Genomic DNA, 22,810 nt, shown 5'->3' on the forward strand with positions numbered 1-22,810 from the left:
TTTTACAATAAATCTTCTTTTTCATGTGTTGTATGCGTTTCTATATAGGCATCTAGCATTTGCCAATCGCGTGCTGTCGGGTTGGTATTCCAGACAAGTTGCGGAATATCACTATGTGGTAAAGGTAAATCAGTAATAACAAAGTCAGCTTGCTGCGGATGCGAGTTCGCAATAATGACAAGTTGCTGTGCGGAATAACGAGATCGAATCGTCTTCTTCACGAGATCTTCCCATAAAAAGCCGTTCTGCGAAAAAATTTTGGTAGTTAAAACACTGGCTTGGCTGATTCGCTGTTTAGCACTCTGAATACTCATGCCGATGCGATAGAGTAAGACTTCGTGATTCTCAAGAAGGTAAGAATACATCGGCTCATCTGTAAAATCATCAAAAACTCGGAGAATTGCACGTTCCAATTCGGGAGACAAAATATGCTCTGGATGAACTAAAAAACGTTCCTGCGCTAAAAACAAAGGGCTTTCCACAGCGTGAAACATCGAAAAAGTATCAATCAAACTAACTAATAAATCATCAGTGTCCCAACCAACATTCGGCAAAATCTTGAATATCGCTTCGACGAGACGATATGTTATGGGAGATGCTTGCTGACAAATGATGATGCGCTCTTTTTTTGAAGCTGTGGATGTATATGAGAGCGAACAGAAAAACATACAGGAAAGTAGAAAGATGGACTCATTCTCGGAAATCTCGATGTGTAATTCATCGGCGAGCATTTGGAAACAAGATGCCAAATCATTCCGTTCATTGAAAATCTCCCATGTTTTTGTTGTCCGTATACCTCGAATATCAATGGGATGGCCGTTTTGAATCCGTGAAAGCGACAGACCAATCCAAGTAGCGTATTGAATTTTGGCAGCGGGAGAGAAATAGATCTCTAGCCGCTTCATCAGTTCTTCGATAAAACGATCGATTATGCGCCAACTAATGTTTGTAAATAATAAATCATGCGCGGGATATGCGTTGAAAAACAAATCATAAAAGAGAAAGCGAATTTGCGATTCTTTCCCGCTTAGATGCAGTGGTGTATTCTCAAGCTCTAAATGAATGGATTTTAAATAGCGATGAACGGGTTGCAATTTGCGATACACAGTGGCTTGACTAATGAAATTTTCTTGGCACCACATCGCTAATGTCAGCTCTTTCTCATCGTATATATCATAGCAAATTCGAAATAAGTATGTGTCGGCGAAAAAGGCAGAGAATAAATGGATAAAGTTGTCGCCGAATGGTTTTTCGAGTAGGATGCCCTCAATACTTTTGATTAATTGCCAGTTTGGTGGTAATGCTTGTTTGAGATTTTTTAGCTCACGGGCTAAAGTTTTCTTAGAGCATTGAACGCGTTCGCAAATTTCTTGACGGTCCCAAACTTTGTGATCGGATAACAATACTTTGATAATAAGGAGTTGTCGTTCTTTATCTTTTTCTAAAATACCTTGCATGACGAGAAGCCTCCCTTTATATTGCTTCTTATTTTTGCGCTTGGTGAAAGCCAACTTTGAGGCATCCCCCCCCTTTTTTTAGTTATGTCAAATCATATACAATGAAAGTAGGTTGTAAATCGAAAAAAAAGCAGGTAATAATGATGGTACTCAATAACATTGATAAAGATAATCATAGCGTAGCGGATGAAATTTATGCAATCATGAAATCCGATGTGCTAAATGGGACATACAAAGTTGGGCAAGTGATTAAGGTGCACTCTGTAGCGGCATCATTTGGTGTATCTGGCAATATTGCAGAACAAGCTTTGCAATTAGTATGCCAACGCGGATTACTAGCTCCTGTAGCGGAAGAAGCATTTGTTGTGAAAGAAACGCATAGCCAAGAATTTTATTATTCTGGCAGATTTCAGGTAATCTTTTTAAACATGGAATATATGATTCAGAAATTGAAATCAGAGAGTATCATGATTGCTACGGATTCACTGGCTGTCTATGTAGAGACAATGAGAGATAATATAGAGCAGTGTCAGTATGCTGGGTATGTCGCTAGTTGTGAAGGATTTTACTGTGAACTGTGTAATCAGGCTAAGATGAGCATCCTTGGCGAGACTTTGCGAAAAATGAATCACCAACTAAATGAGCTAGACGATGGGTTTGGTAAGGATTTTATTTGGTCATTTGCCATACAAACGCTCAAATCCGTAGAGTCTTTACTAACCGCTTTAGAAGAGCGCAATTACGACCAAGCAAAAGAAATTGTCCAACAATTATATAAACATTATATTTCACGTTTAACTGACTAACGCATAGCTACCTTTATATTAGTCTTTTCTAGTGAATAATGCTATTAAAATATAGTGAAAGGTCCATTTTTTATACCGTATGTAAGTAAATAATGAAAAAAGCCAAGAAGAGAAGCCCTGTTTTGAAAAAAACGAAAACGGACTATCAGTTCTGGGCTTTTTTATCTTATTTCACTAATGAGAAGGACACGTGTATTAAAAAGGACGCGATCTTCTTCTGCAAGTTGGTGTAGATGTGTTGTTAGTGTACTAAGGCTTACGCCTGCATAGTTAGCAATCATTTTGCGTGTAAAGTATCTTGGTAGCTCAATCATCCCTTGGTCATCCGCGTTTGGATTGTAGCGGGATGCTAACGTGTGAATAAATGCTGCAATCATTTCTTTTGTATCAAGTGTTGCTTGCATTTGTTTCTTTTCTAACCGGTGTTGCATGGTTTGTAGCATATGGTAATGTTGAACTTGAATATCTTTATTTTGCGCGATTGCATTCAATACTTCAGCTTGTTCGAATCTCCAAATAGTCACTTCATCTGTCAAAGCTTTACCAAATAGTTGACTAGAGTAAATGTTGTAATCCAATAAATCGCCTTCACCAGCAAAATCAATCACCACATTAGTCTTAGAAAAAATACCAGTAACGCCTGATACAATAACAAAGATGTACGGGGTTTTATTGCCTGATGTTAATTCGATTTTATCATTTTTCTTTAGAGCCAATCTTTCGCGGGAAATTGCTGAATCAAGTAATAATGTAAGGAATTTTCCAGCCTGAATCTTTGTATCTAATGTATTTGTACTCATATTTTTTTCCTCCTAATTTTTTGGGCGATTTTTTAACTGCTCTATAACCATTAAACCATGAATTCGATTTTTGCGAAATTCAATATTGTCATGGAAGAGGACAAAAATAAAAAAGTGGCATAGCTAAGGTGGGTAACGGGTATTATAGAAAATATGAAACTCTCTTAAAACTCTCATCGGATTCTTAAGTTGGTTTGATACAATGCGAGCAATACATACAATGGTAGCGGTGTTTTAGGATGGTATTTCGCCGCATCATTTGTTATCTTTAAATTAGCGAGACTCTAAATCGAAAAGGATCTGTTAATATGGAAAATAAAACACGAATTCCGCCAGGTTTAACGAATGAGGAAGTTGCTGAGCGGGTTAAAAATGGACAGGTCAATCACGCGCTAAAACCATTGACGCGTAGTGTGTTAGGAATTGTACGAGACAATACGTTTACCCTTTTTAATATGATTAATGTAGTTATCGCGAGCTTTATTATTCTCGTGGGAAGTTATAAAAATCTGTTGTTTCTTGGTGTTGCGCTCTGTAACACGGCGATGGGGATTTTTCAGGAGATTCGGGCGAAGCGAAATATTGATAAATTGACGATTTTAACGCAAGCAAAAGTGAAGGTTATGCGAAACGGAGAGCTTTGCGAGTTGGAGCAGGACGAGCTTGTGCTTGGGGATATAATGGTTTTGAATCGGGAGGATCAAATTTGTGCCGATGGGATGATTTTTCAAACGGATGGTTTGGAAGTCGATGAATCGCAGTTGACAGGGGAAGCTGAGCCTGTTTTGAAACGGACAGATGATTATGTGATGTCAGGTAGCTATATCGTGAGTGGCCAGGCATACGTGAAGGTTTCTGCTGTTGGAGAACATAGCTTTGTTTCGAAAATTTCAATGGAAGTTAAGCAGGAAAAGCGGCCTGATAGTGAGTTAATCCGCTCAATTAAGAAGATTATTAAAGTATTGACGTTTATCATTATTCCGATTGGTTTAGCTTTATTTTTCTCGAAATATTTGCAAGGGTTGCCATTAAAGGAATCAGTGCTAGGTACGGCGGCGGCTATGATTGGGATGATTCCGGAAGGGCTTGTGCTGCTTACAAGTATCGCGCTTGCTGTTGGGGTTATTAATTTAGCCAAGCAAAAAGTGCTCGTGAAATCTATGCCTTGTATTGAGACTTTAGCGCGCGTGGACGTGCTTTGCTTGGATAAGACAGGGACGATTACAGATGGTAAATTGGATGTGACGGACATTGTTTTGAAACATCCTCGTGTGACATCTTCGCAAATTACAGCAAGTGTTGGTGCTATTGTCGGTTCTCTGGATGATAATAATGCAACGAGTATTGCGCTTGGGAAACACTTTACGGAAAACCCAGAATGGCAAATGGAGAAGCGTATTCCGTTTTCTTCTGCGCGTAAATGGAGCGGTTGCAGTTTTGCGGAAAAAGGGACGTTTTTGATTGGTGCACCGGAATTTATTTTTAGAGATTTATCTGCGGCAAATCGGCAGGAGTTAGATGGCTATGCGAATCAAGGTTTCCGTGTTTTGGCTGTGGCGCATTCGCTAGAGATGCTATCAGAGAATGTTTTGCCGGAGCAATGTGAACTTTTAGCGTTTATTTTAATTGCGGATAATATTCGTGCAGAGGCTCCTGAGACATTTACGTTTTTTGCGAATGAGGGCGTTTCGATTAAAGTGATTTCAGGTGATAATCCGGTGACGGTGTCGAATGTTGCGGTTCGTGCGGGTATTGCGGATGGCGATAAATATGTAGACATGAGTGAGGTTGGCGAGGGCGCGGATATGTTGGGACTCATCGAAGCTTATACAGTATTCGGACGAGTTACACCACATCAAAAGAAAGATTTGATTCAAGCGTATAAAAAGGAAGGACATACCGTTGCGATGACTGGTGACGGTGTCAATGATGTCCTCGCCTTAAAAGAAGCGGATTGTAGTATTGCGATGGCTGAGGGAAGTGATGCGGCGCGCAGTGTTTCGGATTTTGTTTTGCTATCTAATAATTTTGATTCGATGGTAAATGTGCTACGTGAAGGGCGACGCGTGGTGAATAATATTGAACGTGTGGCGTCACTGTATTTGATTAAAACGATGTATTCAACGGTTTTGGCGCTTGCTTTTATTTTTCTAGCTGGGGCGTATCCTTTCCAGCCGATTCAACTTAGCCCGATTTCCTCGTTGACCGTTGGGATTCCGTCATTCTTCCTAGCTTTGAAACCGAATTATGAACGGATTAAAGGGCAATTTTTGCATAAAGTACTGCAAACATCGGTACCAGCTGCGACCTGTGTTATTACGTATATCATGTTGATTTTAGGATTCGGCAATATGCTTGGTCTGAACTTCGCACAAACGTCAACGATGAATGTCATGCTTACGGGTGCGACATGCTTCGTCGCTTTGATTAGTGTTGGACATCCATTTGGACGCAAAACAAAACTCCTCGTTGGAACTTTAATGGTGGCTTTCGTTTGTTTGTTCTTATTCGGCGGCAAAATATTCTCATTAGTATCGATTTTCGACTGGCAAATGATGCTGATTTATGTACCGCTACTCGTGTCATGCGGACCGTTGTATTGGTTTATCAGGCATTTGATTATGCGTTTTACATGGGCTGGAGCAAAAGACTGAAAAAAGGATTGGTGCAGGAGTTCCTACGCCAATCCTTTTTGTTAATTGAAAAATTCATTATATAATGCGCGTACGGCTTTCTTTTCTGATTCTTCTTTTACACCGAACATGATGCTGACTTCGGAGGAGCCTTGATTGATCATTTCGATGTTTATTTTTGCGTCGGAAAGAGCTTTGGCTGCACGAGCGGTGATGCCTACATTGTGTTTCATGGCTTCACCAACTACCATGACGAGTGCGATTTTGTGTTCAATGACGACTTCATCAGATGATAGCTCATTTTTTAGACAATCTAAAAGGGTATCTTCGGTATGGCAATCCATTTGGTTTTCTCGAAGAATAATCGTTAAATCATCAATTCCAGATGGCATGTGCTCATACGTCAAACCGGCACCTTCTAATATTTCTAACACGCGACGACCAAAACCGATTTCTCGGTTCATCAAGTATTTCGTAATGTAAATGCTGCAGAAACCACCATCACTCGCAATTCCTACAACTGGCCCGTTCGTTGCTTCACGCCGGTGAATCACGCGTGTTCCTGGTAATTCTGGACGATTTGTATTTTTAATTTGTACAGGGATGCCTGCTTGGAAGGCTGGAACAAGTGCTTCGTCGTGAAAAACAGAGAAGCCAGCATAGGATAACTCCCGCATTTCGCGATAGGTCAGTTCAATAATTTCCTTTGGCTTATGTACGATAGCGGGGTTGACCGCATACACTGCATCGACATCTGTAAAATTCTCATAGACCTCGGCCTTGACGCCATTAGCAACGATAGCTCCTGTAATATCTGAGCCACTGCGCGAAAAAGTACTGATTTCCCCATCTTTCGTATAGCCAAAAAAGCCAGGAAAAACAACGATTCCATCACGATCTTGCAGACGATATAAGTTCTCATAACTTTCAGGCAAAACTTGTGCACTTCCAGGCTCATCGGTTACAAATAGCCCAGCATCTTGCGGGTTTACATAGTGCGCTTCCGTTCCTTGACTGCGAAAAAAAGCAGCAATTAGTTTGGCGTTATTGTCTTCACCACTTGCTTTAATACGATCCATGTAGCGATCTGGATTTGTTTTATCCGAGCTAATAAGTTCTTTGAAATCTCGTTCAATTCGTTCCATCACTTCATGACCAAGCCCGAGTTCATCGGCAATCGACGCGTAACGAGTCAAGACGGCTTGCTCTAATTCTGTCGCTGTTTCGCCTAATAGATGCTTCGCGCCACAGTCAATTAATAAATCCGTTACCTTTACATCTTCTGCAAAACGTTTCCCAGGAGCTGATACAACAACGAACTTTCGCTTCGGATCATCTACCACGATTTTGTATACTTTTTTGAGTTGCGTAGCCGAGGCCAGCGAACTTCCGCCGAATTTAATAACTTTCATATCTCACACTCCTGTTAGGTTTTATTTTATATCTATCCATTATGAACTTTTTTGCAAGAAAAGACAATATGTATTTAGAATAATTGCAATAACCAGAATGAAGCATGAGATTCAAATTTAGATTCTCATGCTTCAACTTGATTTAATGTTGCTCTTTAATTAGACCTTGACGGTAGGCACTTAGCAGGCACTTTAGTTCGTCTACTTGTTGCAAAAGTTCTTTTCCGATGTCTGTGTTGCGAACTAATTTGCGTTCTGTTTCGGTTTCGATGACTTGTCGTGTGGATAAAATATCGGTCTCTTGGGTGATGGCGTCTTCGGTGGATGTGAACGGCTGATGCGATACGAGTTGTAAGCCGAATGAGTTATAGAGAAGCGTATAGCCTGCTAGTCCTGTTGTTTTTTGATAGGCTGGAGAGAAACCACCATCGATTACGAGCATTTTGCCGTTTTGCTTTGATTGGGCTTTCACCTTTTCCTTCTTTGACGGGTGTGTGGCCATTGATGATGTGACCGCTACTGTCTAAATCAAATTCCGCTAAAATTTTCTGGCAAGTTTCTTCTTCGTTTCGCAGCCGGTAATAGGCGTTTTTTTGCTCAACATGAGTTTCTTTGTCTGCTACAAAATAACGCTCGAATGTGGTCATTTCGCTTTTTCCAAATAAGGATGAGGCAGCTCCTGTCCATAAATACCAAACGATATCTAGGGCGTATTTCTTTTCTGGGGTACCACTTGGCCGGAAGTAGCCTTCGCGTGCGATTTGCTCGAATTGGTTTAACAAGGCGCGCCCAGCATATTTTTCCCCCTTTTAATGTCATTTCCATAAAACTGCCATCTTCATTTAGTGGAATACAGCCGTGGTATAGCAAATTGTTGTTGTAAGTGAGTACCATACTTCCTTTTGCATATAAGAAGGAAACATGACGTTGCAACTTCTCGCAATTTTTGAAAGAGGCGGTGAGTTTGTCAATGAGTTCTTTTTCATCGGTGGTTAGTTTGTAAGGGTTCGCGGGATTGATGGTTGGGAAATGGGCATCCTTTAGCGGATAGGTTTTTCCTTTAATTGTTACGGTGCCATCTTTGTAGTCAATCATATCGAGTAAAAGTCGGTGTTCCATCTCGAACTCGGGGTGGCGCGCGATAATTTCTCCTTCGAGTTTGAACTGGATGACTGCAATCGCCTTATGCATCCTCGCAATTTGGTTAATCTCGGTCGTGCTTTGTGGGGCTTGTTCATACTGTTGTGGCAAAAAGGCAGTACAAGGATCTTCACCATAATGTGCTTCGGCAAACAAGGCTAATGGCCGAATCGAAATGCCATAACTATCTTCAATGATATCTAAATTCAAATACCTGCTGGAAATGCGGAGAACATTAGCAAGGCAAACACGTGAGCCACTTGCAGCACCCATCCAAAGCATATCGTGGTTGCCCCATTGGAAATCAAGGGAATGATAGGTCATCAATGTGTCCATAATTTTGTCCGGATAAGGGCCACGGTCATAAACATCGCCAACGATATGTAAATGATCGACCACAAGGCGCTGAATAAGTCGTGCAAGCGCACCAATAAATTCGGATGCGCGATCTAACGCAATGATACTTGTAATGATTTCCTGATAGTAGAGTGATTTATCCATCAAATGATGATTTTCATGCAGCAATTCTTGCAAAATATATTCAAAATCAGCAGGCATTGCTTTGCGCACTTTCGAACGAGTGTACTTAGAAGAGACGTGAACCGCCAGCTCAATCAACTGAAAAAGTGTATTTCGATACCAAAAATCCAGATTTTCTTCCGTTTCTAAGACGATATCCATTTTTTGTTCGGGATAATAAATCAAAGTTGCAAGCCCGTTGATTTCCGAATCGGATAGCCGGTCGCCAAATACATCATGAATTTTGCGCTTGACAACACCAGAGCCATTGCGAATTACTTGTTCAAATGCTTCGTATTCACCATGCAAGTCACTTAAAAAATGTTCGGTTCCTTTCGGTAAGTTTAAAATAGCCTCAAGATTAATAATTTCCGTGGCAGTGCTGGCGATAGTAGGATAATTACGGGATAATAAACGTAAATATTTGAATTGGTCTGTATGCATAAATAAAAATCCTCCTTTTATAAAGCCGAATTCTTTTAATTGGTATGGTTCATTATAAAGAAATAGGCACGAATTCGCAAGGCAGATGATTCGAATTTTGAAAAAGGGTTATGTACTATAAGGGAGGTAGCTAAAACTTGGAAACAGTCAAAGTAGAGAGGATGCGATAAATCATGTCAGCTATTATTGGGATTTCTGGAACGCTTCGTAGTATGGAGTTTCCACAAAATATTTTCGAACCACGGGCAACTGTGAATGATACGTATGTCAAGGCGATTGCTAAGGCTGGTGGAGCACCGCTGATTTTGCCAGTAACAACGACGACGTATGCTGAGGAGATTGTAAGTCGTATTGACGGATTGGTGTTGACGGGGGGCGATGATATTTCGCCGTTTTTATATGGTGAGGAGCCACTGGCGCAACTTAGCTCGACGTTGCCAGAACGTGATCTTTACGAGATGGCATTGGTAAAAGCGACTTTGGCACAAAATAAACCTGTACTTGCGATTTGCCGTGGGGTACAATTAATGAATGTGGCGTTTGGCGGGACGCTATATCAAGATATTAGTTATGCGCCAAATATTGAACGCCAGCATTTGCAACGCACAGATCCTGTTTTTCCGATTCATTCGATTACGACAAAACTAGATTCTGAATTGCATGCGATTTTTGGCGAGAAAGCAATGGTGAACTCATTGCATCATCAAGTCATTCGGGACGTGGCTGACGGATTTCATGCTACCGCTTGGGCATCAGACGGTGTGATTGAAGGCATGGAGCGAGAAGGCGATTTATTCGTTGTCGGTGTGCAATGGCATCCTGAAATAATGGTAAAACAAGACGACAAAATGTGCCCGTTATTTGAAACGTTCGTTCAAAAGGTTGCTAAAAATAATAAATAAGACAAAAGCTGTACGTGTATCGTGAAATAAAAGTGATACATGATACAGCTTTTGGTGTAGCTACTTTAAAACATGAAATTCAGCCTAGAATCTGGTACAATAAAGAGCACCTGAAAGGAGATGCAACGTGAAGTTTATTAAGAAATGGTCGGATAGGACACCGAAAATACTGCAAGCTGCATTGAACGTAGCGCTTATTCTTGTTGCAATTACATTGGTGATCTCTATGTTTAAAGAAACGTGGGAGATTTTTCATAGTGTGTTTTATGACACCACGGAAAACTTTTATCAAGTAACAGAAGAAATTCTCGTTTTCTTTCTTTATTTTGAATTTTTGGCGCTTATTATTAAATACTTTGAGAAGGGATATCATTTTCCGCTTCGGTATTTTATTTATATTGGAATTACGGCGATTGTACGCTATATCATTATTGATCATAAGAGTGCGATGACGACGTTGCTTTTATCAGGAGCAATTCTGGTGCTACTCTTGTCATTGCTTGTTGCTAATACGAAAACGGTGAGACGCGATTTGAATGAGTGAGACTAGCTATTAAAAGCCAGCAGTAATTGAAATGCTCAGAGTAATCTCGGGAGAAATACAAAGACCACTTCGTAGGTTTCAACCCAGTGCCCGTAGAAAAAGTTGCCAAAGCATTTGCGAAAAATGTATCTGGCAGTCAAACTGGTCAGAATTATGAAGTATATTAGGAGGAATAAGTAAATGGATTTAGTTAGAGGTACAAATGGTTTTGAAGTGATTCACGAAAATGGTAATTGGCAACTAAATCGCGAAACAGGCTTTTCACCAACACAAGCAACGGTCGCGGCAGTCGCAGCATGTAGCGGTTATGTTTATGACACAATTTTGGAGAAGAAGCGAGTTGCCTATACAATTGAAGGGATAAACGTGACATTCGAACAAGATCAAGAAACAGTCATCCATGTTCTAAAAAAAATTGAGGTAACATTTACTTTGAAAATTGCACAAGAAGACCGTGATAAGGCAGAGAAGGCACTGCATCTCGTGAAGAAATCATGTCCAGTAGCGATGTCTCTTGATCCGAAAATCGAGATCATCGAGAAAGTTGTGTTTTCTTAAATAAAGGCGTAAGGATGATAAAAAATCAAACCACAGGCCTAGGCAATTTATGACGCATTGGTGCATAATGAAGTATAGTTATGAACGAGCGGTAAAAAATCAAAAAGAAAATTAATTCTTTTCACTATATTTTTGTTATAATAAAGGTGAATGAATTTTTGCTAAGATAAAAAGCTTTAGCACAGCCTATAGAAAAAACATATATAAGCAAAAGCCTGTCCGTGCTTCCAAACCCCAGCGTGTCGACCAATGCCTAGCTTCTAGGCAAAAGCGAGTACCGAAGCGGAGCGTACTAGCGTACGTGAGCATCGGAACGGAGCTTTTTAACGACGAAAATGGATGCTTGTCGACACGCTGATTTTTAGTAGATTGGTAAAAGTAGTAGTAATAGTAGATTAAACGTCCAGTGGGAGACAATGACGAGCGATAAACTTGGTCGTTTCAAGTAGATAAAGCCCCAGTATATGGAGGCAAGTGTTGCTGCGAGTGCGATAATAAAGTTACCACTAAATAACATGAAAGCTCCATTTAGAACCGCCATAATCACAACGGCTACCCAAGGAACTAAATCATTTTCTAATCGTTTTAAAACAAAACCGCGCCAGAAAATCTCTTCTCCTGGAATAATAGCCACCACGAGTAGAAGCCAAATATACCAGACATCTGGTTCGTATTTCGCATAGCCTTTCGCGACAAGCGCGTCCAGATTTCCCGGAATAAATTTCAAAATAAGTGCACCTATGTAAAACAAGATATACAAAATAATGCCACTAAAAATACCTGGAATAATATTTCTAAAGAAAGAAAAATGCTTTTTTAATTCATCGTTTAAAATAACCCAACTAATAAGAAATAACATGGATGCGCCATATAAGTACCAAAAGACGGCTTTGTACTCAAATGTCACATACATCAACCCGGCTGCTAGTATAAGTCCTAAAAACAGGCGGTAATCAATCTTGCTGCTTTTCAATATTTACACCTCTTTACTCCATTACCATCTATAAATACTTTAATGTAATTAAGAAGATTTAGCAACAAAGAACTCTACTTTTTCGGAAGATAGGACGGTAATTGATTGTAGTTTTAGGAAAATCCTTTATAATTAGAGGATAGGAGTTGAGTTATGGCATGGTAGAAAAGCGATTTCGATTTTTTGTTTGGCTTTATATGGCCTTGTTTTTTATAGCCGTGGTTTTTATTGTGTTGGATATTTTGCCAGCACGGTTGACGGTGATTCACGCTTTATTCTTTATTGTATCGGGCGTTTTTGCTGTGGTGTTTCTAATTTTGCAGTACGGAATAGGGCTTGGCTCGGCGATTACAATTTTGATATTTGTGGTTAGTACGAGTATTGAATGGATGCAGACGAGTTTGACGAATAGTGGTCCAGGTGGTGGCTCGGTGACAACAAATTTCGGTTTAGTTATAAATGGCATACCGGTGGCGTTTGGCTTTATATGGCTGGTTCTTATTGTTGCAACGCATGTTGTTGCCCGCGAAATTACATTGAAAATCAAAATTGACTGGATTCGCGGCGGAATTTATGCTGTTATTGCAGCTACGATGGTGATGGTTTTTGAAATGTTAATTGAACCAGTTGCGATGCAGGTGAAGCAATTGGCGACGGAAAGCCCAACATTGACGATTATTCAAATGACGGATGCGGCGAACTGGTGGTTACTTGGTTTGATTTTGCATCTGATGATTTATTTCATGTTGAGTCTGACAGATCAGTGGGGAAAATTGCATTATCCATCGCTAAAATCAGAACTTGTACTTGTTTACTGGATTGTATTGTCATTTTTTCTCGTGCTAGGGTACTTTATGGGTCTTGGCAATATTTTATTAATTACATTAGGCGGTAATGTTTTGTTTACAATCTGTTACTACTTAAGTTTAGGCCCTGACGAGAAGGAAATAACTGTATGAAAAAAAGCCGGCAATCTTTGATGAGATTTTCGGCTTTTTTGAGGCTTCAATAACTATTTTTTAGTAAATTTTCGTACGGCGATATTGGCACTTTCTAGTATGAATGGGAGGCTGTTCGCTGGGTGTGTTGCGCCACCAACAATTTGCATGTTTTTGATAGTGGGTGTTTTGCTAGGACGAAATGGACCTAGTTGTGATAATTGGTGCGTTAGATTGAAGATTGCGCCTTTGTAAATGTGGTAGTCGTTTTCCCAGTCAGAAGGGTGATGACTTTCTCGGTCAGTATGTGGGATTCTATATCAGGTATGTTTAATTTGCGTTCGATAGTGTCTAGTGTTTTTCGGCGCAGTGCTGATTTTTCTTTCTCCCAATCAATGCCACTTTCGTTATTTGGCATGGGGACGAGGATACGAATCGATGACATGTCTATTGGCGCCATTGTTTGGTCCACTGCTGTTGGATAGGAGATATGGATGGACAAGTCGTCAGGTATACGTTGTTGCTGCATAATTTCATCCATATGTGTGCGGAAATCGTCAGGAAATAGGACGGTGTGAACATTTAGTGGAAGTGTCGTATCCAAGCCAAGATAAATGGCTAAGCCTGAACAAGAATATTTTTTATTGGCTAATTTTTGCTGGCTAATAGGGGCTTTAGATTCTGAGAAAAGATGGCTCATCGTATAGGCGTAGTCACCGTTCAGGAAAAAATAATCGCCCTCGACGGTATCGCCATTTGCTAATGTGATGGACGTTATTTCTTTGTGGCTTGTATGAATCTGCGTTACTTCATGATTTAGATGGATTACACCACCTTTTTCTAGTACAATTTCACTCATAGCACGTGTTAACTGATTAATCCCGCCCATGATATGAAAAACACCAAAATAATGTTCTGCAAAAGGAATGACCGAAAAAGCGCCGGGCGTTTCCCAAGGTGACATGCCTAAAAACTTAGTCTCAAAAGAAAAAGCAAGGCGTAGCCGGCGATCTTCAAAATATTTGGAGAGTTCGTCAATGAGATGATTTCCTAATGTTAAGCTAGGCAAGGCGCGAATAGTTCGCATGCTAAATAATGACCAAAGCGATGTGAACGGTTCTTGCCAGATGGGAAGTAAGTAGACCATTTTTTTTTGCGTTATCGTGCATAAAACGTTCATAGTTAGCTTCTTCACCAGGAAATAAGCGTGCAATTTCGCGTTTTGTTTTTTCACTATCGTGTGAGGGATTAAAAACAATATCACCAATGTGCAAGCTATATAAAGGATCTATAGATATAAGGTTCACGTAGTCGCTAATATTACGACCGCAATCAGCAAATAGTGTCGTGATAACATTCGGCATGTTTAGAGCAGTGGGACCTAAATCAAAGGAGAACCCATCTTGTTTAAGAAGCGCAGTACGTCCACCTATACTGGCAGCCTTTTCATAAATATGTACATCATAGCCTTGTCCGGAAAGCTGCATTGCAACAGCAAGTCCTCCTGGCCCTGCACCGATTACAATTACTTTTTGTTTCGTAGGCATCGTTGCTCATCCCCTTAAGTGAATCTGTAAGTCTGGGACATACCTCCGATAAACCGGCGACAAATGCTCGTATTCTAGGAACTTGGCGGACTTCCATTGCTCATATATTTAAGTAGGTTCCGTTTCTGGCTTCCACCAAATTCCTTGAATATAAACGCTTTCGCTCGATCCGTGTGAAGCAAAATTTCAATCCTACCCGAAGTAAATGGATGAGCGATTTTGCTTTATCTCGAGTTTTGTATCAGTCTCACATGTTCGTTCTAGGTTTATTTCTCTTCATTAGCAGCGTGAATGACTTTATAATTCTTATGATTTACGACGGTTTTTTCTTCTAAAGCGAGGCTTTTGAAATTTTCCATTAGTGTTAGGTCTACGATAACAGAGTTTTCATTTATCTTTTCAACGACACCTGTAAGGCCATCTCTAAATTCGATAATATCTCCAACTTGTGCTTTTGCCATGTTTATCACTCCTAATTCATTAGAAACGTCAAATTCAAGTCTTTCTACTAACTGATAGAACTTTGAATCTATTCTGCCTGAAATACGGTGATAATGCAAATGAAACCTCCTGTAAATATTCCTGAAAATGGTTGAAAATAGGAAGCGCTTTTGCTGTTTTTATGCCATTTTTAAATAAATTAGCTTTTTTCGATATAAAATTTGCACCAAATAGTTGTGTCAGTCGCGAAAACATGGTAATCTTTTTAATTGAGGGATAGTCTTTTTTTGCTGAATTTTTTTTTTAGTGAGGAAAGTCACAATAAAATTTCTTATACGAAGGAGAATGTAATTATGGAACAAGCAAGCTTTGTAGTAATTGATGAAACAGGTATTCACGCTCGACCAGCTACTTTATTAGTTCAAGCGGCAAGCAAATACAGCTCTGATGTACAAATTGAGTATACTGGTAAGAAAGTAAACCTTAAATCAATCATGGGTGTTATGTCTCTAGGAATTGGCAAAGGCGCTGATATCACTATTTATGCAGAAGGTAGCGACGAGAAAGACGCAATCGTTGGCTTAACAGAAGTTCTTAAAAAAGAAGGCTTGGCTGAGTAATGGTTAAGGAATTAAAAGGTATCGCAGCATCCGATGGTATCGCTATCGCAAAAGCTTATTTATTAGTGGAACCAGATTTGTCGTTTGATAAAACGGAAGTTGCTGATACAGAAGCTGAAGTTAAACGTTTTCAGGATGCAGTAGCTGTTTCAGGTACAGAGCTTGAAAAGATTCGTGATATTGCGAAAGAAAGCTTGGGCGAAGATAAAGCTCAAATTTTCGATGCGCATCTTTTGGTTCTAAATGATCCTGAACTTATCTCACCAATCTCTGAGAACATTACGAACAATAAAGTGAATGCAGAATCTGCGTTACAAGAAACAACGGATATGTTTATCGGCATGTTCGAATCCATGGATAACGAATATATGCGTGAGCGTGCAGCGGACATTCGCGACGTGCGCAAACGTGTACTATCGCATCTATTGAACGTTACTATTCCAAACCCAGCACTTATCGACGAAGAAGTTGTCGTTGTAGCAAAAGATTTAACGCCTTCTGATACAGCACAATTGAACCGTCAATTCGTCAAAGGTTTCGTAACAGATATCGGCGGACGTACTTCTCACTCGGCAATCATGGCTCGTTCACTAGAAATTCCAGCAGTAGTTGGAACTGGTGATGTAACACATGATACGAAGGAGAACCAAATGATTATCGTTGATGGCTTAGAAGGCAATGTTATCATTGACCCAACGCCAGAACAAATTGCTCATTACGAAAAAGTGAAATCTGATTTTGCAGCACAACAAGCGGAATGGGAGAAACTAAAAAATGAAGCAACTGTTTCTAAAGACGGTCATCACGTGGAATTAGGTGCGAACATCGGTACGCCAGAAGATTTAACAGGTGTTATTTCAAACGGTGGGGAAGCAGTGGGACTTTACCGTACAGAATTCTTGTACATGGGCCGCGAGAATTTCCCAACAGAAGAAGAACAATATGAAGCTTACAAAGCCGTGCTTTCTGGCATGGACGGAAAAGCAGTTGTTGTTCGTACACTGGATATCGGTGGCGACAAAACATTGCCATACCTTGACTTACCGCATGAAATGAATCCTTTCCTAGGTTTCCGTGCGATTCGTCTATGTTTTGCAAATGAAGAATTATTCCGTACGCAATTACGTGCTTTGTTGCGCGCAAGTGTTCACGGCAATCTAAAAATCATGTTCCCAATGATTGCGACAGTAAATGAATTCCGCCAAGCAAAAGCAATTTTGTTAGACGAGAAGAAGAACTTAGCAAGCGAAGGTGTTGCAGTATCTGACACCATCGAACTTGGTATCATGATTGAAATTCCAGCAGCAGCGATTCTAGCGGATCAATTTGCGAAGGAAGTAGATTTCTTCAGTATTGGAACAAATGACTTGATTCAATACACAATGGCAGCAGACCGTATGAACGAACAAGTTTCTTACTTGTACCAACCATACAATCCTTCTATTCTACGCCTTGTGAAGATGGTAATCGACGCAGCGCATAAAGAAGGCAAATGGGCTGGTATGTGTGGCGAAATGGCCGGCGATCAAACAGCTGTACCATTGTTGTTAGGAATGGGGCTAGATGAGTTTTCTATGAGCGCATCAAGCATTCTAAAATCACGTTCATTAATCAAACGCCTAGATCGCACAGAAATGGCGAAACTAGCGGACGAAGCCCTACAACAAGCTACAGAAGAAGAAGTTGTAGCGTTAGTTAATAAATATACAGCGGAGTAATTTCGTTGTTCGGAAGGCCCGAGGATGTTCCTCGGGTTTTTCTTTGTGGAAAAAGAGAGGACGGCAGATAGATGGTGTTTGGAAAAGCGGATACAATAATCTGTCGACCTCCAGTAGTGCAAAATAATGGGGGCATCGACAGATTTTTGTTAAGCGTTGGTATGAAAGGGTTTGAGCCTTTTTTCGAAGATTTGATTGTAAGGTTAGAGAGCGGAAATTTAGAATTTGTTTACCGGTCGACAGATTTGGGTGTTTGAGGTATGATGGGAGTAGGCGTTGATGGGGTACCTGTTTTTATCTAAGTAATGTGAAATGTAAATCTGCCCGCCTACTTTATGTTGCACACGCTCTTCTTGTTTTTATCTAAGTAATGTGAAATGTAAATCTCGTCTTTGAAGTTGCAGCTTCGGGACGAGTATTTTGTTTTTATCTAAGTAATGTGAAATGTAAATCCAACTGCTACATTTTTAAAAGCACTGCGCCTATTGTTTTTATCTAAGTAATGTGAAATGTAAATGCGATTTATCTAAATCGCCTGTAATCATGCCACCTGTTTTTATCTAAGTAATGTGAAATGTAAATTAACCCACGTTGCGTTAGAAAGGATCCGCGCCTCGTTTTTATCTAAGTAATGTGAAATGTAAATTTAGTAAGTTGCATATGTTTCTTAAAACATCCTAGTTTTTATCTAAGTAATGTGAAATGTAAATAGAGGACTCAAGTACATAGTGCGGACAGTTTTCCGTTTTTATCTAAGTAATGTGAAATGTAAATTTTGTTGTGTCTACGTTATACATTTAAATTCCTCGTTTTTATCTAAGTAATGTGAAATGTAAATTAGAAGTCACATTTGATAATGACTATAGTTATAACGAGTTTTTATCTAAGTAATGTGAAATGTAAATGTTGTTCCAAAAGCAGTACTGGCAGCACGAAAAGCGGTTTTTATCTAAGTAATGTGAAATGTAAATCTTTAAATTTTGCTGTCATGCGTATTCCTCCTCGTTTTTATCTAAGTAATGTGAAATGTAAATACGTTCGCTTTAGACACAGCTCCCGATTCGTTAGCCGTTTTTATCTAAGTAATGTGAAATGTAAATACCAATTGGCAATGGCTTCCGATGCCACTGCTGCTGGTTTTTATCTAAGTAATGTGAAATGTAAATTTTGCTGGCGCTAAATAATTGTTTTTTTTCGCTTTCGGTTTTTATCTAAGTAATGTGAAATGTAAATATAGTTGATAAACTTCTCGCCTTCTGTCATATGGATGTTTTTATCTAAGTAATGTGAAATGTAAATCCTTTTTCAGTCGCGGCTTTTCTTCCCGCCGCAATGGTTTTTATCTAAGTAATGTGAAATGTAAATTTCATATCTCGGTTTTTTATGCACACCGAACCGAGTTTTTATCTAAGTAATGTGAAATGTAAATGCGTTAGTTAAGGTGCCGCAGTGTGTAGACGATTTTGTTTTTATCTAAGTAATGTGAAATGTAAATAACAATTAGAAAGCGAAATAACGATGGCTTACGGCGTTTTTATCTAAGTAATGTGAAATGTAAATTCACCTGCCTTTTTTGCGCTTTTCGCATCAAGGTAAGGTTTTTATCTAAGTAATGTGAAATGTAAATTCATTTCGCCGTCACGATCTACAATGATTCCAGCTTTGTTTTTATCTAAGTAATCTGAAATGTAAATTTTCGCGAAGTGTGATAGTCATTCTTATATTCCAGCGCTTTAGTCATTTTTTAAAGAATCAATTATCATTTAACAATCTCGAACCAACTCCATTTGCATTTTTACTCCCCCAGATGTACACTTTGTTTAGACGTGAACGGGATAGAAGGAGGAGTTTTTGCGATGACGAAAATTGGATTTATTGGTGTTGGGGTTATGGGCGCTAGTATGGTGCGGAATTTGATGGCGGCGGGGTTTGAGGTACATATTTATACGCGGACAAAAAGTAAGGCGGAAAGCGTGATGCAAGAGGGGGCAATCTGGCATGAGACACCGCAAGATTTGGCGCCTCAGGTTGATGTGCTAATCACGATGGTTGGATATCCGACTGATGTGGAAGAGCTTTACTTGGCGGAGGACGGGCTGTTGACTACGCTTCGTTCGGGAGCTATTGCTATTGATATGACGACTTCTTCTCCGAATCTGGCGAAACAAATTGCCGAAGAGGGCGAGGAGCTGAACATTGCGGTGCTTGATGCTCCAGTTTCTGGCGGGGATATCGGTGCTAAAAATGGAACGCTAACAATCATGGTTGGCGGTGAACAGAAAGCGTTTGAAGCGGCTGAGCCTGTGCTAAATGCGATGGGGCAAAGCGTAATTCTACAAGGCGTTGCAGGAGCAGGCCAGCATACTAAAATGGTCAATCAAATCGCCATTGCATCCAACATGATTGGCGTGACAGAAGCACTTTGCTATGCGAAAAAAGCGGGGTTAGATCCTGAAAAAGTGCTAGCTTCAATATCTGGCGGTGCGGCAGGAAGCTGGTCTTTATCCAACTTGATTCCGCGCGTGTTACAAGACGATTTTGCACCGGGGTTCTTCATTAAGCATTTCATCAAAGATATGCGGATTGCGCTGGATGAGGCAAAACAGATGAACTTGGAGCTTCCAGGTTTGGCGCTAGCAGAGCAGATGTATCAGCAGCTAGCTGATGCTGGCTTTGCAGAAAATGGAACACAGGCACTAATTAAACATTATGAAAAATAGCAAAAAAGCTGTGCGAGACGTCTTAGGCGCCAAGCACAGCTTTTGTTTATGCATACTTATTCATGAAAGATGTCATCCGATCCATCGCTTCGGCCAGTTGGCTAAAGGATGCTGCGAACGATAGGCGGAAATACCGATCTCCTTTTTCAGAGAAAGCATCGCCTGGAACAACTGCGACTTTGGCTTCTTCGGCGAGTGCGATTGCCCAGTCAAAAGAATTCTCCGACACACTGTCAGGTAGCTTCGCAAAAAAGTAAAACGCGCCATCGGGTTCAATAATCGAAAAACCCATTTTGATAAGGCGCTCATGGACGAAACCTGCACGAGTATTGTATTCCGTACGCATTTGCACCGCGTCGTCTTTCCCGTTGCGCAACGCTTCTTCGGCTGCTTTTTGTGAAATCGAGGACGTGCATGTAACGGCGTACTGGTGGACTTTTATCATCTGGCTTATTAGTGCCTCTGGAGCCATTAAGAAGCCAATTCGCCAACCAATCATTGCGTGTGACTTAGATAACCCGTTGATAACAATGGTTTGCTCGCGAATCATTGTGGCAATCGAGGTGTGTGTCCCAAAAAACGTTAACTCACTATAAATTTCGTCGGCAATAACTAAAATATCTGTTTCCCGCACAACTTCTGCAATTTCCGCTAATTCTTCAGCAGTTAGTGTCACGCCAGTCGGATTAGATGGATAAGGCAAAATGAGTGCTTTAGTCTTTGGCGTAATCGCTGCGCGCAATTGTTTGGCAGTTAGCTTAAATGCAGTCTCCGTGGTGTCGATTTTGACAGACACGGCGCCCATTAAATGAATAATCGGCTCGTATCCAGGATAAATCGGATCAGGCAATAGAACTTCATCTCCGGCTTCCAAAATCGTCTGTAAGGCAACGCTAATTGCTTCTGTAGCACCAACAGTAACAATAATTTCTTTCGGACTGTAAGTGAGGTCATATTTATCGTAGAAATAATGAGAGGCTGCTTGTAAGAGTTCTTGTGTCCCAGCGTTCGGTGTGTAGTTCGTAAAATCATGATGAATGGCTTCTATCGCTGCATTTTTAACGTGATCGGGAGTCGGAAAATCAGGCTCACCAAGCGTTAACCGAATCATATCGGGAATGCCTGCAACACGATTATTAAATTTGCGAATACCACTAATTTCAATTTCCTGAACGGACTGTCTTACATGTTTTTGCATGATACAACTTCCTTTCCAACATAAGGCTAGTTCTATCATAGCATTTTTTAACGGAAATAGGGGGAGGCATTCTCATAAAATGCAGATTTTTTTAGAGGGTCAGGCTTGACGCCGGTGTAGTTCTCTAAGGTAGATTTGGCATGGGAAAGCGACATTCGTACTTGCGCCGTTGCTTTCACTGGTTGCATAGTACCCAAATGTGGCAAATCTTTCATATCTTGTTTTTGAGGCGGCAGGTGAAATAAGAAGCCGTGACAATCAATTAATAGATTAGAATGTTGATACGATTTTTTTGGATTATTAGAATATTGTAATCCTAACTTTTTCGCTTGGCCTTCTTGAATGAGTTTCTCGATCGCAGCTTTCTTCAAACGATACAAATAACGCGGATCAGTGGCGGCTTTGCTATGACGATTGACAATAAAGATGGCTTCTGCAATTTTCTTGCTTGAGTCAGACATTGTGAACCTCCTTTCCAGTTATAACTAATTATAACGGAAAACAAGGATTGAAAAAAGGGAAATAGCTAAAAAAACTTAAAAAATTCATAAATGTGTCGGCGATTTGAACTATTTCAGTCGATAATGCAACATTTATAGAATTGTCGAACAATTTTTTTGCATCGTTACTTGTATTCTTTAAAATTTTCGAGTATACTATCAATAATGATAATCATTTTCATTTAGAAGAATTGGATTTGTTTTGGAAGGAGCTTGATGGAAATTGAATAAAATCGGCAAAGTAGAATCATTTTATTTCCCGACCAAGGACGGGATGTTGAAATTGTATGTATATGGCTTTAATCCAGTAGGTTCTTGGGGAGAAGTATACACGACTTTAAACGAACAAACAGTGTGTGTTAAAGGGTTCCATCGTCACAAAACAATTATGCGTTCTGTGAAAATGATGTTGGATTCAAATGTGAACAAAAAACAAGGTTAAAAATTTTGAAATAATAGATGATGCTGTAAATAAGGCCTTTCAAGTCTGATTTGCAGTTTTTTTACGCTTTCGTTCATATTTAGGTTTCAAGGCGGGTGATAGGAGGAAAGCAGTAATAGTGAGAAGTAAATTATTTGTTTATTATAAATTCAACAGAACACTTGCTAAATAGGTACGATGTGCGATAAAATCTGTTAGTACGGTTTTAAACAAATGACAATCCATGGTTGAATAGAGAGGAGAATGTACAATGTCTCAGTTATTGGGAATTATTCAACGTTTACAAGCAATGCAGGAGGACGAATCATCTGAAACGCAGTCGCGTCGATTCGAAAAAGACGGTGAACCGTTGTGCGAAGTAAGGTATTTCCATGCTTCCAACTCATATGAAATTGAAATCTATGGCGATAACAACAAATATCAATTTGACGATATCGACATGACAACACTAGAAATCTACGACATCTTGCAGTAGCAGTAAACGACTAATACGAAGCA

Annotated in this window: 20 protein-coding genes, 1 pseudogene and 1 CRISPR repeat array; of the genes and pseudogenes, 11 read left to right on the forward strand and 10 right to left on the reverse strand. The window is 40.0% G+C overall.

Going from position 1 to position 22,810, the window contains the following annotated elements:
* Nucleotides 1-2 precede the first annotated feature (2 nt).
* Nucleotides 3-1,457 carry an AcpB/EbpR/MafR family transcriptional regulator gene (locus PRIP_RS00565; RefSeq protein WP_036098917.1) on the reverse strand — a complete coding sequence of 485 codons (1,455 nt, stop codon included), beginning with the start codon at nucleotides 1,455-1,457 and terminating at the stop codon, nucleotides 3-5.
* Nucleotides 1,458-1,597: 140 nt separating this feature from the next.
* On the opposite strand from PRIP_RS00565, the gene PRIP_RS00570 reads away from it, so the two are divergent.
* Nucleotides 1,598-2,263, forward strand: coding sequence for a GntR family transcriptional regulator (locus PRIP_RS00570; protein WP_159101502.1), 666 nt, complete (start codon nucleotides 1,598-1,600; stop codon nucleotides 2,261-2,263).
* 161 nt (nucleotides 2,264-2,424) lie between these two features.
* Here PRIP_RS00570 and PRIP_RS00575 read toward each other — a convergent pair whose 3' ends face one another.
* Nucleotides 2,425-3,063: a Crp/Fnr family transcriptional regulator gene (locus PRIP_RS00575; RefSeq protein ID WP_036098919.1), complete on the reverse strand. Its 639-nt coding sequence runs from the start codon at nucleotides 3,061-3,063 to the stop codon at nucleotides 2,425-2,427.
* Between the two features lie 308 nt (nucleotides 3,064-3,371).
* On the opposite strand from PRIP_RS00575, the gene PRIP_RS00580 reads away from it, so the two are divergent.
* On the forward strand, nucleotides 3,372-5,717 hold the full coding sequence (locus PRIP_RS00580) for a cation-translocating P-type ATPase (RefSeq protein ID WP_036098920.1): 2,346 nt from the start codon (nucleotides 3,372-3,374) through the stop codon (nucleotides 5,715-5,717).
* A 41-nt stretch (nucleotides 5,718-5,758) separates the two neighbouring features.
* Here PRIP_RS00580 and PRIP_RS00585 read toward each other — a convergent pair whose 3' ends face one another.
* Together PRIP_RS00585 and PRIP_RS00590 are read right to left on the reverse strand one after the other, a co-directional pair.
* Entirely contained in the window at nucleotides 5,759-7,108 is a 1,350-nt protein-coding gene (locus tag PRIP_RS00585; protein WP_036098921.1) for an aspartate kinase, read from the reverse strand.
* A gap of 142 nt (nucleotides 7,109-7,250) precedes the next feature.
* A pseudogene (locus PRIP_RS00590) lies at nucleotides 7,251-9,211 on the reverse strand (fructose-1,6-bisphosphatase).
* A gap of 173 nt (nucleotides 9,212-9,384) precedes the next feature.
* Here PRIP_RS00590 and PRIP_RS00595 point away from each other — a divergent pair.
* The 3 genes from PRIP_RS00595 (at nucleotide 9,385) to PRIP_RS00605 (ending at nucleotide 11,215) form a co-directional block, all read left to right on the forward strand.
* On the forward strand, nucleotides 9,385-10,113 hold the full coding sequence (locus PRIP_RS00595; protein ID WP_036098922.1) for a gamma-glutamyl-gamma-aminobutyrate hydrolase family protein: 729 nt from the start codon (nucleotides 9,385-9,387) through the stop codon (nucleotides 10,111-10,113).
* A 127-nt stretch (nucleotides 10,114-10,240) separates the two neighbouring features.
* Nucleotides 10,241-10,657 carry a phosphate-starvation-inducible protein PsiE gene (gene psiE, locus PRIP_RS00600; protein WP_036098923.1) on the forward strand — a complete coding sequence of 139 codons (417 nt, stop codon included), beginning with the start codon at nucleotides 10,241-10,243 and terminating at the stop codon, nucleotides 10,655-10,657.
* 180 nt (nucleotides 10,658-10,837) lie between these two features.
* Nucleotides 10,838-11,215: an OsmC family protein gene (locus PRIP_RS00605; RefSeq protein ID WP_036098924.1), complete on the forward strand. Its 378-nt coding sequence runs from the start codon at nucleotides 10,838-10,840 to the stop codon at nucleotides 11,213-11,215.
* 361 nt (nucleotides 11,216-11,576) lie between these two features.
* On the opposite strand, the gene PRIP_RS00610 is transcribed toward PRIP_RS00605, so the two are convergent.
* Nucleotides 11,577-12,188 (reverse strand): CPBP family intramembrane glutamic endopeptidase, encoded by a 612-nt coding sequence (locus tag PRIP_RS00610; RefSeq protein WP_036098925.1) that lies wholly within the window; start codon nucleotides 12,186-12,188, stop codon nucleotides 11,577-11,579.
* A gap of 158 nt (nucleotides 12,189-12,346) precedes the next feature.
* Here PRIP_RS00610 and PRIP_RS00615 point away from each other — a divergent pair, with 158 nt between their 5' ends.
* Entirely contained in the window at nucleotides 12,347-13,147 is an 801-nt protein-coding gene (locus PRIP_RS00615; protein WP_036098926.1) for a hypothetical protein, read from the forward strand.
* Between the two features lie 208 nt (nucleotides 13,148-13,355).
* On the opposite strand, the gene PRIP_RS16580 is transcribed toward PRIP_RS00615, so the two are convergent.
* From PRIP_RS16580 to PRIP_RS00625, 3 genes are all read right to left on the reverse strand, one after another.
* The gene (locus PRIP_RS16580) at nucleotides 13,356-14,213 is read right to left on the reverse strand and encodes a phytoene desaturase family protein (RefSeq protein ID WP_077912861.1); all 858 of its coding nucleotides are present in this window, start codon (nucleotides 14,211-14,213) and stop codon (nucleotides 13,356-13,358) included.
* A gap of 1 nt (nucleotide 14,214) precedes the next feature.
* Entirely contained in the window at nucleotides 14,215-14,673 is a 459-nt protein-coding gene (locus tag PRIP_RS16585) for a phytoene desaturase family protein (RefSeq protein WP_077912862.1), read from the reverse strand.
* A gap of 266 nt (nucleotides 14,674-14,939) precedes the next feature.
* Nucleotides 14,940-15,134, reverse strand: coding sequence for a YkvS family protein (locus PRIP_RS00625; RefSeq protein ID WP_036099078.1), 195 nt, complete (start codon nucleotides 15,132-15,134; stop codon nucleotides 14,940-14,942).
* Between the two features lie 333 nt (nucleotides 15,135-15,467).
* On the opposite strand from PRIP_RS00625, the gene PRIP_RS00630 reads away from it, so the two are divergent.
* The 3 genes from PRIP_RS00630 to PRIP_RS00645 all read left to right on the forward strand — a co-directional run bounded on the left by PRIP_RS00630 (nucleotide 15,468) and on the right by PRIP_RS00645 (nucleotide 20,172).
* Entirely contained in the window at nucleotides 15,468-15,734 is a 267-nt protein-coding gene (locus tag PRIP_RS00630) for a phosphocarrier protein HPr (protein ID WP_036058844.1), read from the forward strand.
* On the forward strand, nucleotides 15,734-17,452 hold the full coding sequence (ptsP, locus tag PRIP_RS00635; RefSeq protein ID WP_036098927.1) for a phosphoenolpyruvate--protein phosphotransferase: 1,719 nt from the start codon (nucleotides 15,734-15,736) through the stop codon (nucleotides 17,450-17,452). The genes PRIP_RS00630 and ptsP overlap by 1 nt, the downstream gene beginning before the upstream one ends.
* Nucleotides 17,453-17,742: 290 nt before the next feature.
* A CRISPR array of direct repeats spans nucleotides 17,743-19,146; the repeat unit is 30 nt; unit sequence GTTTTTATCTAAGTAATGTGAAATGTAAAT.
* A 162-nt stretch (nucleotides 19,147-19,308) separates the two neighbouring features.
* Nucleotides 19,309-20,172 (forward strand): NAD(P)-dependent oxidoreductase, encoded by an 864-nt coding sequence (locus tag PRIP_RS00645; protein ID WP_036098929.1) that lies wholly within the window; start codon nucleotides 19,309-19,311, stop codon nucleotides 20,170-20,172.
* A 46-nt stretch (nucleotides 20,173-20,218) separates the two neighbouring features.
* Here the strand turns inward: PRIP_RS00645 and PRIP_RS00650 are convergent, their stop codons facing one another.
* The gene (locus PRIP_RS00650) at nucleotides 20,219-21,370 is read right to left on the reverse strand and encodes an aminotransferase class I/II-fold pyridoxal phosphate-dependent enzyme (protein ID WP_036098930.1); all 1,152 of its coding nucleotides are present in this window, start codon (nucleotides 21,368-21,370) and stop codon (nucleotides 20,219-20,221) included.
* Nucleotides 21,371-21,417: 47 nt separating this feature from the next.
* Nucleotides 21,418-21,831: a YkyB family protein gene (locus PRIP_RS00655; RefSeq protein WP_036098931.1), complete on the reverse strand. Its 414-nt coding sequence runs from the start codon at nucleotides 21,829-21,831 to the stop codon at nucleotides 21,418-21,420.
* A gap of 262 nt (nucleotides 21,832-22,093) precedes the next feature.
* Here PRIP_RS00655 and PRIP_RS00660 point away from each other — a divergent pair, with 262 nt between their 5' ends.
* The gene (locus PRIP_RS00660) at nucleotides 22,094-22,312 is read left to right on the forward strand and encodes a hypothetical protein (RefSeq protein WP_036098932.1); all 219 of its coding nucleotides are present in this window, start codon (nucleotides 22,094-22,096) and stop codon (nucleotides 22,310-22,312) included.
* A 250-nt stretch (nucleotides 22,313-22,562) separates the two neighbouring features.
* Nucleotides 22,563-22,787: a YkuJ family protein gene (locus PRIP_RS00665; protein ID WP_036086531.1), complete on the forward strand. Its 225-nt coding sequence runs from the start codon at nucleotides 22,563-22,565 to the stop codon at nucleotides 22,785-22,787.
* Nucleotides 22,788-22,810: the final 23 nt, after the last annotated feature.

The organism is Paenilisteria riparia FSL S10-1204 (genome assembly GCF_000525995.1).
In the GTDB taxonomy this organism is placed as follows: domain Bacteria; phylum Bacillota; class Bacilli; order Lactobacillales; family Listeriaceae; genus Listeria_A; species Listeria_A riparia.